The organism is Pseudomonas sp. AK-TSAG1-1 (assembly GCF_056821665.1).
Map to the genome: position 1 here is coordinate 4,525,115 of NZ_CM165965.1, position 13,253 is coordinate 4,538,367.

At 62.3% G+C, this 13,253-nt stretch carries 12 protein-coding genes; 1 reads left to right on the top strand and 11 read right to left on the bottom strand.

Going from position 1 to position 13,253, the window contains the following annotated elements:
* The first annotated feature begins 680 nt into the window (after window positions 1-680).
* Window positions 681-3,914 (top strand): ribonuclease E, encoded by a 3,234-nt coding sequence (rne, locus tag AC1UK9_RS20370; RefSeq protein WP_482578372.1) that lies wholly within the window; start codon window positions 681-683, stop codon window positions 3,912-3,914.
* A gap of 175 nt (window positions 3,915-4,089) precedes the next feature.
* Here rne and AC1UK9_RS20375 read toward each other — a convergent pair whose 3' ends face one another.
* The 11 genes from AC1UK9_RS20375 to AC1UK9_RS20425 form a co-directional block, all read right to left on the bottom strand.
* Complete coding sequence (locus tag AC1UK9_RS20375; protein ID WP_482578373.1) at window positions 4,090-4,686, bottom strand: nucleotidyltransferase family protein; 597 nt, start codon at window positions 4,684-4,686, stop codon at window positions 4,090-4,092.
* Window positions 4,683-5,663, bottom strand: a complete 981-nt coding sequence (locus AC1UK9_RS20380) for an XdhC family protein (RefSeq protein ID WP_025113005.1) — start codon at window positions 5,661-5,663, stop codon at window positions 4,683-4,685. The genes AC1UK9_RS20375 and AC1UK9_RS20380 overlap by 4 nt, the downstream gene beginning before the upstream one ends.
* Complete coding sequence (locus AC1UK9_RS20385) at window positions 5,663-7,984, bottom strand: xanthine dehydrogenase family protein molybdopterin-binding subunit (RefSeq protein WP_482578374.1); 2,322 nt, start codon at window positions 7,982-7,984, stop codon at window positions 5,663-5,665. The genes AC1UK9_RS20380 and AC1UK9_RS20385 overlap by 1 nt, the downstream gene beginning before the upstream one ends.
* Window positions 7,981-8,451, bottom strand: coding sequence for a (2Fe-2S)-binding protein (locus AC1UK9_RS20390; protein ID WP_482578375.1), 471 nt, complete (start codon window positions 8,449-8,451; stop codon window positions 7,981-7,983). Before AC1UK9_RS20390 ends, AC1UK9_RS20385 begins: the two co-directional genes overlap by 4 nt.
* A 214-nt stretch (window positions 8,452-8,665) precedes the next feature.
* A complete protein-coding gene (murB, locus tag AC1UK9_RS20395; protein ID WP_025113002.1) occupies window positions 8,666-9,685 on the bottom strand; it encodes a UDP-N-acetylmuramate dehydrogenase in 1,020 nt (339 codons plus the stop codon).
* Window positions 9,682-10,146, bottom strand: coding sequence for a low molecular weight protein-tyrosine-phosphatase (locus AC1UK9_RS20400; protein WP_473013260.1), 465 nt, complete (start codon window positions 10,144-10,146; stop codon window positions 9,682-9,684). The genes murB and AC1UK9_RS20400 overlap by 4 nt, the downstream gene beginning before the upstream one ends.
* On the bottom strand, window positions 10,146-10,910 hold the full coding sequence (gene kdsB / locus AC1UK9_RS20405; RefSeq protein WP_025113000.1) for a 3-deoxy-manno-octulosonate cytidylyltransferase: 765 nt from the start codon (window positions 10,908-10,910) through the stop codon (window positions 10,146-10,148). The genes AC1UK9_RS20400 and kdsB overlap by 1 nt, the downstream gene beginning before the upstream one ends.
* Complete coding sequence (locus AC1UK9_RS20410) at window positions 10,907-11,092, bottom strand: Trm112 family protein (RefSeq protein ID WP_003174668.1); 186 nt, start codon at window positions 11,090-11,092, stop codon at window positions 10,907-10,909. The genes kdsB and AC1UK9_RS20410 overlap by 4 nt, the downstream gene beginning before the upstream one ends.
* A gap of 21 nt (window positions 11,093-11,113) precedes the next feature.
* Window positions 11,114-12,124: a tetraacyldisaccharide 4'-kinase gene (gene lpxK, locus AC1UK9_RS20415; RefSeq protein WP_482578376.1), complete on the bottom strand. Its 1,011-nt coding sequence runs from the start codon at window positions 12,122-12,124 to the stop codon at window positions 11,114-11,116.
* Window positions 12,124-12,552 (bottom strand): ExbD/TolR family protein, encoded by a 429-nt coding sequence (locus tag AC1UK9_RS20420; protein WP_025112998.1) that lies wholly within the window; start codon window positions 12,550-12,552, stop codon window positions 12,124-12,126. Before AC1UK9_RS20420 ends, lpxK begins: the two co-directional genes overlap by 1 nt.
* Window positions 12,549-13,184, bottom strand: a complete 636-nt coding sequence (locus AC1UK9_RS20425) for a MotA/TolQ/ExbB proton channel family protein (protein WP_025112997.1) — start codon at window positions 13,182-13,184, stop codon at window positions 12,549-12,551. Before AC1UK9_RS20425 ends, AC1UK9_RS20420 begins: the two co-directional genes overlap by 4 nt.
* Window positions 13,185-13,253 lie beyond the last annotated feature (69 nt).

The following is a 13,253-nucleotide window of genomic DNA, read 5'->3' on the forward strand; positions in this document are numbered from 1 at the left end:
TTTATGGAATTGAAGCACTTAATCATTGCTGCTATAGTCGCGAACGCCGCCAAAAGCGGCCTGGACAGCGGAACCACGGTCAAAAACCGGCCCTGACCAACGCAATTCACCAGGACGCGAGGCCGTCCTACGGGGCTTTCGCTACGTAACGGTGGAGTTTGCAGTTGTAACAAGCGCAGGTGACATGAGGCCTGAATTACACCGTCGAGCAGAGTTTTCACTCGCCTGACAGGCAAATATTCGAGGCCAGTTCACAAAGTGCAGTCAGCTGCTGATGACCCCGAGCGAGCGCTTCGGAAACACCGCCTGAATTAGCCATGATGCGTGACCTCCCCTTTCGGAGCTCACGGTAAATGCCAACCCGCTGCGGATTCTGCGCGCGGCAGCACCCGAATTATCAGGGATACGTGTAGGGTGGAGATGCACAACCGCTGGACTGTGTAGCAATAGGCTTTATCAAGACGCTTCATCTCGTCCACAGCCGCTGGTTGATTCCTCCTCCTGACTGAGTGCTTAAGTAGCCACAGCAAGCAGGACGCGTACGTCGCGATATCGGCCCAATTGGCCTGACATCGCTGGACACGGGAATGGCCAACCACTCCCGACGCACCTGACACCGACCGTGAGAAGTCGTGTGTGCCGAACGCCGTTTCCGGCAGCCCGGAAACCGACGGTACTACATGAAAAGAATGCTGATTAACGCAACTCAACCCGAAGAGTTGCGTGTTGCACTGGTAGATGGCCAACGCCTCTACGACCTGGACATCGAATCCGGTGCACGCGAGCAGAAGAAGGCCAACATCTACAAAGGCCGTATCACTCGCATCGAACCAAGCCTTGAGGCTGCCTTTGTCGATTTCGGCTCCGAGCGCCACGGCTTCCTGCCCCTCAAAGAAATCTCCCGCGAATACTTCAAGAAAGCTCCTGAAGGCCGCGTCAACATCAAGGACGTCCTGAGCGAAGGCCAGGAAGTCATCGTTCAGGTCGAAAAAGAAGAACGTGGCAACAAGGGCGCTGCCCTGACCACCTTCATCAGCCTGGCCGGTCGTTACCTTGTGCTGATGCCGAACAACCCGCGTGCCGGCGGCATTTCCCGTCGCATCGAAGGCGAAGAGCGCAATGAACTGCGTGAAGCGCTGAACGGCCTGGTTGCACCGGCCGACATGGGTCTGATCGTGCGCACTGCAGGCCTGGGCCGCAGCAGCGAAGAAATGCAGTGGGACCTCGACTACCTGCTGCAACTGTGGACCGCCATCAAAGAAGCCTCGCTGGATCGTTCCGCGCCATTCCTGATCTACCAGGAAAGCAACGTGATCATCCGCGCCATCCGCGACTACCTGCGCCAGGACATCGGCGAAGTGCTGATCGACAGCGTTGAAGCCCAGGACGAAGCCCTGACCTTCATTCGCCAGGTGATGCCGCAGTACGCCAGCAAGATCAAGCTGTACGAAGACAGCGTTCCGCTGTTCAACCGTTTCCAGATCGAAAGCCAGATCGAGACCGCTTTCCAGCGCGTCGTTGAACTGCCTTCCGGTGGCTCCATCGTCATCGATCCGACCGAAGCCCTGGTGTCCATCGACATCAACTCGGCGCGCGCCACCAAAGGCAGCGACATCGAAGAAACCGCCCTGCAGACCAACCTTGAAGCCGCTGAAGAAATCGCCCGTCAGTTGCGCCTGCGCGACATCGGCGGCCTGATCGTCATCGACTTCATCGACATGACGCCTGCCAAGAACCAGCGCGCCGTGGAAGAGAAAGTCCGCGAATGCCTGGAAGCCGACCGCGCCCGCGTGCAGATCGGCCGCATCTCGCGCTTCGGCCTGCTGGAAATGTCCCGTCAGCGCCTGCGTCCATCGCTGGGCGAAAGCAGCGGCATCGTCTGCCCGCGTTGCAACGGTACCGGCATCATCCGCGACGTTGAATCGCTGTCGCTGGCGATCCTGCGCCTGATCGAAGAAGAAGCCCTGAAAGACCGCACTGCCGAAGTGCGCGCCCAGGTGCCGATCCCGGTCGCTGCGTTCCTGCTCAACGAAAAACGCAACTCGATCACCAAGATCGAACTGCGCACCCGTGCCCGTATCGTCATTCTGCCGAACGATCACCTCGAAACTCCGCACTTCGAAGTCCAGCGCCTGCGTGACGACAGCCCGGAAGCCGCGACCAACCAGTCCAGCTACGAAATCGCTGCGGCCGCTGCCGAAGTCGAAGAAGTCCAGCCAGCCGCTGCGACCCGCACCCTGGTTCGCCAGGAAGCTGCGGTCAAGACTGCTCCTGCTCGCGCCAACGCTCCGGTTCCGACCGAAGCGGCCGCGCCTGCTGCTCCGGCACCGGCTCCAGCGGCCGCGCCAGAGCCAAGCCTGTTCAAAGGTCTGGTGAAATCGCTGGTCAGCCTGTTCGCTACCAAAGAAGAGCCAGCCGCTCCGGTCGTGGTTGAAAAACCAGCCACCGAACGTCCGGCCCGTAATGAAGAGCGCCGCAACGGTCGTCAGCAGAGCCGCAACCGTAACGGTCGCCGCGATGAAGAACGCAAACCGCGCGAAGAGCGTGCACCGCGTGAAGAACGCGCCCCACGCGAGCCGCGTGAAGAGCGTCAGCCACGTGAGGCCCGTGAAGTCCGCGAGCCACGCGAAGCCCGCACCGAAGCGCCAGTCGCCCGCGAAGAGCGCGCACCACGCGCCCCGCGTGAAGAACGCGCACCTCGTGCGCCACGCGAAGACCGCAAGCCACGTGGCGAGCGCGAAGAGCGTGTACGTGAACTGCGCGAACCACTGGATGCTGCCCCGGCCGCTCCAGCCGCTGCCGTTGCCGCGGTAGTTGCCGAAGAGCGTCCGGCTCGTCAGCCACGCGAAGAGCGCGCACCGCGTCCGCCGCGTGAAGAGCGTCAACCGCGCGCCGAACAAGCCGCCGCTGCCGTCGCTGAAGAAGAAGTGATCAGCAACGAAGAGCAACTGCCGGAAGACGGTCAGGACAACGCCGAAGGCGATCGTCCACGTCGTCGCTCCCGTGGTCAGCGTCGTCGCAGCAACCGTCGCGAGCGTCAGCGTGATGCCAACGGCAACGTGATCGAAGGTTCGGAAGAATCCGAGTCCGGCGAAAACGCTGAAGGCCCAAGCACTGCCGAACTGGCTGCCGGCCTGGCCGTGACCGCCGCTGTTGCCAGCAGCGTGATCAGCGCTCCTGCCGAAGCACAAGCGCACGAACAAGCTGAACGCGCCACTGCTGCCGTTCAGGAAACCGCTCCAGTGGAAGCGCCGGTTGTTGAAGCCAGCACTCCGGTAGAAGTGGTTGCTGCTCCGGAAGTCGAAGTGGCCCCGGTTCAAGAAACCCTGCCTCAGGTAGAACCAGCGCCAGTCGTGGTTGCCGAGCCGGTTGTTGAAACCGTCGCTGAAACCGTGACCGAAACCGTCCGTGAAGTTCGCGAAGAGCAGACCGCTTTCAACTGGGTTGCCGAACCGGCAGTGACCGAAGCACCAGCTCCTGTGGCTGAAGCTGAAGTTGTGCAGGCAATGGTCTCCGAGCCAGTGGTTGCTGCTGCCGAACCAGCTCCAGCGCCAGTGGTTGAGACGCCTGCGGTTGAAGCACCGGCTGTCGAAGCACCCGTCGTTGCCGAAGTGCCAGCGCCGGTAGTTGAGGCACCGGCTCCGGTCAGCGCTCTGACGCCAAGCGGCCGCGCGCCAAACGATCCACGTGAAGTGCGTCGTCGCAAGCGTGAAGAAGAGCGTCTGCAGAAGGAAGCCGAACTGGCTGCCGCTGCTGCTCCGGCAGTTGAAGCGGTCGAAGTTGCTGCTGCTTCCGTTACTGAAGAAGCCGTGGTTGAGTCGGTGATCGCCGAAGCACCGCGCTCCGTTCAGGACGCGGTCGAGCATCGCCAAGAGGCCGAGGAAAAAGAACACGAGCCTAAACCGCTCGTCTGATTCCGAAAGCCAATAAAAAGCCCCGCCTGAGCAATCAGGCGGGGCTTTTTTATACCTCCACTATCCCCTGTAGGAGCGAGCCTGCTCGCGATAGCGGTGGTTCGGATAAATGTGTATCCACTGACACACCGCTATCGCGAGCAGGCTCACTCCTACAGGGAAATCTGAGCAGGGCTCAGGCTTGGGTGAAGGCCAACGCTTCGGGTACATCGATATCCCACAACACCCCGGGATCATCCACCGTCACTTCCACCACTCGCCCCTGCTTGAATAACGGCCTGGCACCGCGATCACCGCTCAACGCCTGCAACCCCGGCCCGAACGAACGTCCAAACCCCACCGGATGCCCAAACTCACCCTCCTGCACTGGCACGCTCACGGTGTCCTCGGCAATCGCCGCCGCTACCCGCTCAATACTCGATGGCAAGATAAACGGCATGTCCCCCAGCACAATCAACCAGCCATCCGCCTCGGGGCAGGCAGCGACGCCCGCAGCAATGCTGTCACCCATCCCGGTCGATTCAATCGAGACCACGTCACAGCCATAAGCCTGCGCCATGCGCATCGCCTGCGGTCGCGCCTCGGTGGTCACCAACACCCGCTTGCCGAGACCGGCTGGCAGATTCACCAATACCTGCTCGATCACCGAACGCACCGCGCCATCGCGCCCGGTGCAATCGGCCAGCAGCTTGTCTTTATCGGCACCGGCAACCTGGCGAAAGCGACTGCCCTCGCCCGCCGCCAGCACAATTACTGCGATGGATCGACTCATGCACCCTCCGCGGCTTTCTTCTGTTTCAACTCGACGCCGTTTTTGATCGCGACGATTTCCGCCAACAATGACAGGGCAATCTCCGCCGGTGAATGACTGCCGATGTGCAAGCCAATCGGCCCGTGCAAGCGGTTGATCGCCTCTGGTGACAAGCCTAGCTGAGCCAGATTGTCCCGGCGCTTCTGGCTGTTGACCCGCGAACCGAGCGCCCCGACATAGAAGGCCGGCGAATCGAGCGCGGTGAGCAACGCCATGTCGTCCAGACGGGGATCGTGGGTCAGCGCGACGATGGCCGTGCGCTCATCTGTCTGAATACTCAACACCGCCTCATCCGGCATGCCCGGGACAAAACGACCGTGGTGCTCTTCCCAACCGTAGACGAATTCGGTGCGCGGATCGCAGATCAGCACTTCGAAATCCAGCAGCCGCGCCATGTCGGCCACGTAACGCGACAACTGCCCTGCGCCGATCAACAGCAGACGCCAGCGCGGGCCATAAATGGCGCGCAAGGTCTTGCCGTCGAATGCCAGGACATCGGATTTGCTCGCCGCCGACAGCAGCACCTCACCGGTCTCGATGTTCAGCTCGCGAGCAACAATCTCATGCGCTTCACAACGCGCGAGCAACTCGGCCACCCACGCCGGATCAGCGACCCGCTCTTCAGTCAGGCGCAACGTGCCGCCACAGGGCAAGCCGAACCGCGCGGCCTCCTCCCGGGTGACACCGTAGGTGATCAATTGCACCGGTGGCCCGTCGCTCGCGATGCGCCCGTCGTGCAGGCGGGCGATCAAGTCATCCTCGACACAGCCGCCCGACACCGAACCGATCACCACGCCATCCTCGCGCAACGCCAGCATCGCCCCCGGCGCCCGGGGCGCGGTGCCCCAGGTCTGCACCACGCTGAACAGCACCACCCGCTGCCCGGCGCGGCGCCATTCGAGCACGCTGCGCAGAACGTTGAGATCAGCGCTGTCCATTACGCTTGCGCCTTCTGCCAGCCCTGCAACTGATAACGCACCGGCAAGTTGCGGATACGCTGGCCGGTGGCGGCGAAGATCGCGTTGCACAGTGCCGGGGCAATCGGCGGCACGCCCGGTTCACCGACGCCGCCCAACGGCACGTCGCCCGGCGGCGTCACCAGATGCACGGCGACGTCCTTGGGCGCCAACGACATGCGCGCCACTTCGTACATATGGAAGTTGTCCTGCTGGACCTTGCCATCCTTGAAGCTGATTTCACCCAGCACCGCGTTACCCAGGCCCATCACGCAGGCGCCTTCGAACTGCGAGCGAATGCGCTCGGGGTTGATCTGCGGCCCGCAATCGACAGCGATGTCAGCCTTGTGCACGATCAGCGTGCCGTCGTCCTTGACCTCGACTTCGATCACCGCCGCGACGTAGGTGACGAAGCTGTAGTGCACCGCCAGCCCCAGTCCTCGGCCCTTAGGCAGTTTGCGGCCCCAACCGGCAGCCTTGGCCGCAGTTTCCAGCACCGTGCGCATACGCCCGGTGTCGATCGGATAACGCTCGGGGGACTCGCCGTAGTTCCACTCCTCGCTCAGCGTGCGCGGGTCGATCTGCCGATCGGGGCCGAGCAACCTGATCTGATACTTCAGCGAATCCACACCGGCCTTGTGCGCCAGTTCATCGACGAAGCTCTGGATCGCGAAGCCATGGGGGATGTTCGACACCGAGCGATACCAGCCGACCCGGGTGTGCACCGTGGCTTCGGGGTTTTCCAGGCGCACGTTGGGTATCGCGTAGGCCATGTTGGTGAAGCCCATGCCCAGCTCGAATGCCGCCTCATGGTTCATGCCCGGGGCGAACAGCGCGGTAATGCTCGGTGCCACCGTGCGGTGCAGCCAGCCGGACGGCATGCCGTCCTTGCCGACAGCGGCCTTCAGGTACTCGGCGGACACGGTGTGGAAATACGAGTTGTGGATGTCGTCTTCGCGCGTCCATTGCACCCGCACCGCTTTGCCCGGGAACTCCATGGCGAGGATTGCCGCTTCGACGACGAAATCCGGTTTCGATTTGCGGCCGAAACCGCCACCCAGCAGCGTGACGTTGAAGGTGACGTTATCGAACGGCAGTCCCAGGCGCTCGGCGATGCGCTCGCGAGTCACTTGCGGCGCCTGACTCGGCGCCCACGCCTCACACACGCCATTGTTGTAGCGGGCGATGGCAACCATCGGCTCCATCGGCGCCTGGGCCAGATGCGGCAAATAGTAGGACGCTTCGAGGCTGCTGGCGGCGCCGCTCAGGGCCTTGTCGATATCGCCGGTGTTGCGCACCACTTTGCCGGGCTTGCGCGACGCAGCTTCCAGCTCCTGACGATAGGCAATCGAATCGTAGCTGGCATTGGGCCCGTCATCCCATTCGATTTTCAGCGCTGCGCGGCCCTTGATCGCTGCCCAGGTATTACTGGCCACCACCGCCACACCACCCAGCGGCTGAAACTCCGAAGGCAGCGGGCGGCTTTCGATCTGCAGCACTTTAAGCACGCCGGGGACTTTCAGCGCCGCGCTGTCATCCAGCGACTTGATCTTGCCGCCGTACACCGCCGGACGGGCGATGGTGGCGTACAGCATGCCGTCAAAATGCACGTCGGCACCGTACACCGCGCGACCGTTGACGATGTCGGCACCGTCGATGGCCTTGGTGCCTTCCTTGCCGATGTAGCGGAATTCCGACGGCTGCTTGAGGCGCAGGCTGTCACGTGCCGGCACCGCCAGCGCACTGGCGGCGGCGGCGAGTTCGCCATAACCCAGTTCGCGGCCGGACGGTTGGTGAATGACCTTGTGCAACTGCGCACGGCACTCGCCGGCCGGCACTTGCCACTGCGCGGCGGCGGCCTGTTCGAGCATGGTCCGGGCCGCTGCGCCGCAACGGCGCATCGGTTCATACCAGTGGCGCATGCTGCGCGAACCGTCGGTGTCCTGGTTGCCGAACCGTACTTCATCGCCCGGCGCCTGCTGCACTTTGACTTTGGCCCAATCGGCGTCCAGTTCATCGGCGACCACCATGGTCAAACTGGTGCGCACACCCTGACCCATTTCCGAACGGTTGCAGACCACGGTGACCGTGCCATCCGCTGCAATGCTGACGTAGACCTTCGGATCGTCGATCCAGCCGTTGGGCATGCCGTCGGCGCCGAACTTCTTCGGTGCGTCTTCGGCCAATGCATCCTGCCAGCCCCAACTCGCGGCCAGTACCAACGCACCGGTGGCACCGACGCCTTTGAGAAAGCCGCGACGGCTGAGATTGCTCAGGGCGAAATCACTCGGCAAGCGGCTCATGCCTTGGCCTCCTTCAAGTGAGTTGAGGCCTGGCGGATCGCGGTCTTGATCCGGTTGTAGGTGCCGCAACGGCAAATGTTGCCGACCATCGCCTCTTCAATCTGCTCGTCGCTCGGATTGGGGTTGGTCTTGAGCAACGCGGTGGCAGACATGATCTGCCCGCCCTGACAGAACCCGCACTGCGCCACGGCGCTGTCGAGCCAGGCCTGCTGTACCACCTGACCAACCGGGTCTGCGTGCAGGTTGTCGATGGTGCTGACGCTCTGCCCGATCACCGAGCCGATCGGGGTAATGCAACTGCGGGCGGGCAAGCCGTCGATATGAATGGTGCAGGCGCCGCACAGGCCCATGCCGCAGCCGAATTTGGTGCCGTTGTAACCGACGACATCACGAATAGCCCACAACAGCGGCATGTCTTCGGTGACGTCCAGTTGATGGTCCTGGCCGTTGAGTTTCAGGGTAATCATGGGCACGCCCGCATATTCTTGGTGGTTATGGGGTCGAGCAATCTGCCGCCAGAGACTGGCGAGGGTTCACACAGATCGACTCAGGCAAAAAAGCCCTGCTGAGACAGGGCTTTTCAGTTGCAAGCTTCTAGCTACAAGCTTCAAGTAAAAGCAGTCGCTCACTCACGATCTGGAATTGTAGCCTGCAGCTCGAAGCTCAAAGCCCGAAACTGCTTCAATAGCGGTTGGGCTCCATTTCCAGTTCGACATTGAAACGTTCGGCAATATCTTTCTGGATGCGTTGCGCCAGTTCCAGCAACTGCAGGCCGGTGGCCGCGCCGTAGTTGACCAGCACCAGCGCCTGCAACTTATGCACGCCGGCATCGGCCTCGCGGAAACCCTTCCACCCCGCCCGCTCGATCAACCAGCCGGCGGCCAGTTTCATCTGCCCGTCCGGTTGCGCGTAAGCCACCAGATCCGGGTGCTGCGTCTTGATCTGCGCCACCAGCGCCGCCGGTACCAGCGGGTTCTTGAAGAAGCTGCCGGCGTTGCCGAGCACTGCCGGGTCCGGCAGTTTTTCGCTGCGAATGCTGCAGATCGCACGGCTGACATCGCTTGGCGTTGGTTGCTCGATGCCCTGTTCAGTCAGGCGCTGACGCACCGGGCCGTACTCCAGATGCAGATGCGCGACGCGATCGAGCCTGAAGCGCACACGCAGGATCAACCAACGCCCCGGCTGCTGCTTGAACAGGCTGTCACGGTAGGCGAAGTTGCATTCATCCAGGCTGAAGTCGCGCAACTCGCCCGTCTGGCGATCCAGCGCGGTGAGGCCGGCGAACACATCCTTGATCTCGACGCCGTACGCACCGATGTTCTGCATTGGCGCAGCGCCCACAGTACCGGGAATCAGGCTGAGGTTTTCCAGACCCGACAGGCCCTGCGCCAGCGTGTGCTGCACAAACGGATGCCATGGCTCGCCGGCTTCGGCCTCGATTACCACGCGATTACCGTCATCGCTGATCAGCCGAATGCCGCGGGTGGCCATGCGCAGCACCAGCGCCGGGATATCAGCGGTCAGCAGCAGGTTGCTGCCACCACCGATCACCAACAGCGGCACGTCATGGGCAGTCGCATAGGCCAGCGCTTCACGTACATCGGCGTCGCTGTGGGCCTCGGCAAACAACTGCGCGCGAACGTCCACGCCAAAACTGTTGAACGGTTTCAGCGAAACCTGGGGTTGCAACTGCAAACTCATAACCGGCCCTTCACTTCGATCAACAGTTGGTCGCAGGCTGCCTCAATCAGATCCAGCACCTGCTCGAAGCCCTGATCGCCGTCGTAATACGGATCCGGCACTTCATCGACCACACCGGCATAACGACGCAGGAACAGGTCCAGTTCGGCCTTGCCGGTAGACGGTTGCAACGCCTTGAGGTTGCGCAGGTTGCTGTTGTCCATCGCCAGAATCAGGTCATAACTGGCGAAATCGGCGCGGCTGACCTGCTGCGCGCGTTGCGCCGACAGGTCATAACCGCGCACTTTGGCCGCCGCCTGGCTGCGCTTGTCCGGCGGGTTGCCGACGTGCCAGTCACCGGTACCGGCCGAGCCCACTTCAACCTGATCCGCCAGCCCGGCTTCGCGCAGCTTGTGACGCAACACGCCCTCAGCGGTGGGCGAGCGGCAGATGTTGCCCAGGCACACGAACAGAACGCGCATCAGGCCCCCAGCAGGCGACGAACGCGCTCGAGGTCTTCAACGGTATCGACGCCGGTCGGCGGCGCGATCAACGCGTCAGCCACATGAATCCGCACCCCGTGCCACAGGGCACGCAGTTGTTCGAGGGATTCGGTGTTTTCCAGCCAGCACGGGCCCCAGCTCACGAAGTCCTGGAGGAACCCGGCGCGATAGGCATAAATGCCGATGTGACGACGGTACGGCACGCCTTCAGGCAATTGCTCGCGGCTCTTGGCGAAGGCATCGCGCGCCCATGGCAAGGTCGCACGGCTGAAAGTCAGTGCCAGACCGTTGAGGTCGCTGACGACCTTGACCACGTTCGGGTTGAACAGGGTCTCCACGTCTTCGATCGGCTCGGCCAGTGTGGCCATGCGCGCTTCGGTGTGGGCCGCAAGGTTGGCAGCGACCTGATCGATCACGCTCGGCGGGATCAACGGCTCATCGCCTTGCACGTTGACTACGATCGCGTCAGGCGCAAGACCCAGTTTCGCCGCAACTTCGGCCAGACGATCAGTCCCGGAATTATGGTCTTCACGGGTCAGCACCACTTCAGCGCCGAAACCCTTGCACGCCTCGACAATGCGCGCATCGTCAGTCGCCACCACCACACGGCTGGCGCTGCTTTTGCGCGCCTGCTCCCAGACGTGCTGGATCATCGGCTTGCCGGCGATGTCCAGCAGCGGTTTGCCCGGCAGGCGGGTCGAGGCGTAGCGCGACGGGATGACAACGGTGAAGGCAGTGGTCATTTATCCAGACGCTCGTCGGTGGTCAGGGTGCGCGCTTCGCTTTCGAGCATCACCGGGATGCCGTCGCGGATCGGATAGGCCAGACCTGCGCCCTTGCTGATCAGTTCGGTCTTGTCGGCGCTGAGCTTGAGCGGGCCTTTGCAGATCGGGCACGCGAGGATGTCGAGCAATTTGGTGTCCATGAACATTCCCTGGATAAAGAGTTAAGGCAAAAGACGATCAGGCAACAGGCGCATCAACTGGGTGTCGAACCAGGCCACGAAGGCCGGTGACGGCACGGCGTCGACCGCCAGATACCACCAGTCGTCAGCAGCAAAGGCACGGCACTTCACCGCGTCCTTTTCGGTCATCACCAATGGCAATGACGGTGTGAAATTCAACGCCTGCACGCTGTATTCGGCGTGGTCGGCAAACGCATGGGGGATTGCCCGCCAGTCTAGCGCTTCGAGGGTCTTGAAGAAACGTTGCGGATTGCCGATCCCGGCGACCGCGTGCACAGCTTGACCAGGCGCAAAATGATCGAGCGACTTGCGCTCGCCGCTGCGCAGGTTGACCAGCGCGGTCGGTTGCAAGCGAAATGCGAAGCCGTCATCGCGGTCTGCCGTGGCGCCGTTGAACAGCACACCGTCGACGCTTTGCAGGCGCTCGATGGGCTCGCGCAATGGCCCGGCAGGCAGGCAGCGTTTGTTACCGAGGCCACGGGCGGCATCGATCAGCACCAGTTCCAGATCTCGGGCCAGACGGTAATGCTGCATACCATCGTCGGAGAGGATCAGGTCCAGCGGTTCACTGGCAAGCAGGGCTCTGACGGCGGCGCTGCGATCAGGATCGATCACCAACGGCACGCCGGTGCGCTGCACGATCAGCAGCGGCTCGTCGCCAGCGATGTCGGCGCCTTGATCGGCCTCGACCCGCCACGGCCATTGCGGCGGTTTGGCACCGTAGCCACGGCTGACCACACCAACGCGCAAGCCGCTGCGCCGGCAGTGCTCGATCAGCCACAGAATCATCGGCGTCTTGCCGGTGCCGCCGACGGTGATGTTGCCGACCACGATCAGCGGCACCGGCGGCTGATAGATCTGGCCTTCGCCGTCGAGAAAGCGCTGGCGCTTGTTGACCACCACACGGCGGTAGAGCATTTCCAGCGGCCGCAGCAGCGTCAGGGCCGGGTGCCCCTGATACCACGCGGCGAGCAAACGATCGGACAGGCTCATCAGGATTTGGGCGCCGCCTCGACCGTGGTCATGCGCAGATGGCTGAAACCGAGCTTGCCGGCCGCGTCCATGGCGGTGATCACCGATTGGTGCTGAGTCTTGCCATCGGCGCTGATCGACAACGGCATGTTGGTGTCACCGTTGGCTTCTTTCTGCATGGCTTCCATCAGCGTCGCCAGATCGTTCTTCGGCAGAATCCTGTTGTTCACCGAAAACACACCTTCGGCGCTGATCGCGACATCCAGCTGCTTGAGCTGCTGGTCTTCGGCGGGCGAACCGCTGACCGATTCCGGCAGATCGACGCGCAACTGGGTCTCGCGAGTGAAGGTGGTGGTCACCACGAAAAACAGCAGCAGGATGAACACCACGTCAATCAACGACGCGAGGTTGATGTCTATCGTTTCCCGAGGTTTGCGACGGAATTTCACGCTTTTTCCCCGGCCAGATCGACGTCACGGTCGCCCTGCACCACTTCGACCAGTTTGATCGCTTCCTGCTCCATGCCCACCACCAGTTCATCGATGCGGCGTTGCAGGAAACGGTGGAAGAACACCGACGGAATACCGACCATCAGGCCCGCTGCGGTGGTGATCAATGCCTTGGAAATACCGCCGGCCAATACCGACGCGTTGGTGGTCATGCCGGAACCGGTGAAAGCGCTGAAAATATCGATCATGCCCAGTACCGTACCCAACAGCCCCAGCAACGGCGACATGGCGGCGATGGTGCCCAGCGCGTTGACGTAGCGTTCGAGCTCGTGGATCACCCGCGCGGCGGCTTCTTCGATGCATTCCTTCATGATCTCGCGACCATGCTTGGAGTTGGCCAGGCCCGCCGCGAGGATTTCACCCAGCGGCGAATTGGCGCGCAATTCCTTGAGTTTCTCTTTGTTGAGCTGCTTGTCCTTGATCCAGACCCAGACCTGGCCCAGCAGATGCTCGGGGGTGACGCGACTGGCGCGCAGGGTCCACAGGCGCTCGGCGACAATCGCCATGGCCGCGATGGAACTCAGAATGATCGGCAACATCATCCAGCCGCCGGATTTGACCAATTCCCACACAGTGACAGTCCCCTCGAAAAAGTGCGCCACTTTACCATACCGGTTCGCGATTAAGACCCGCTGCCCCGA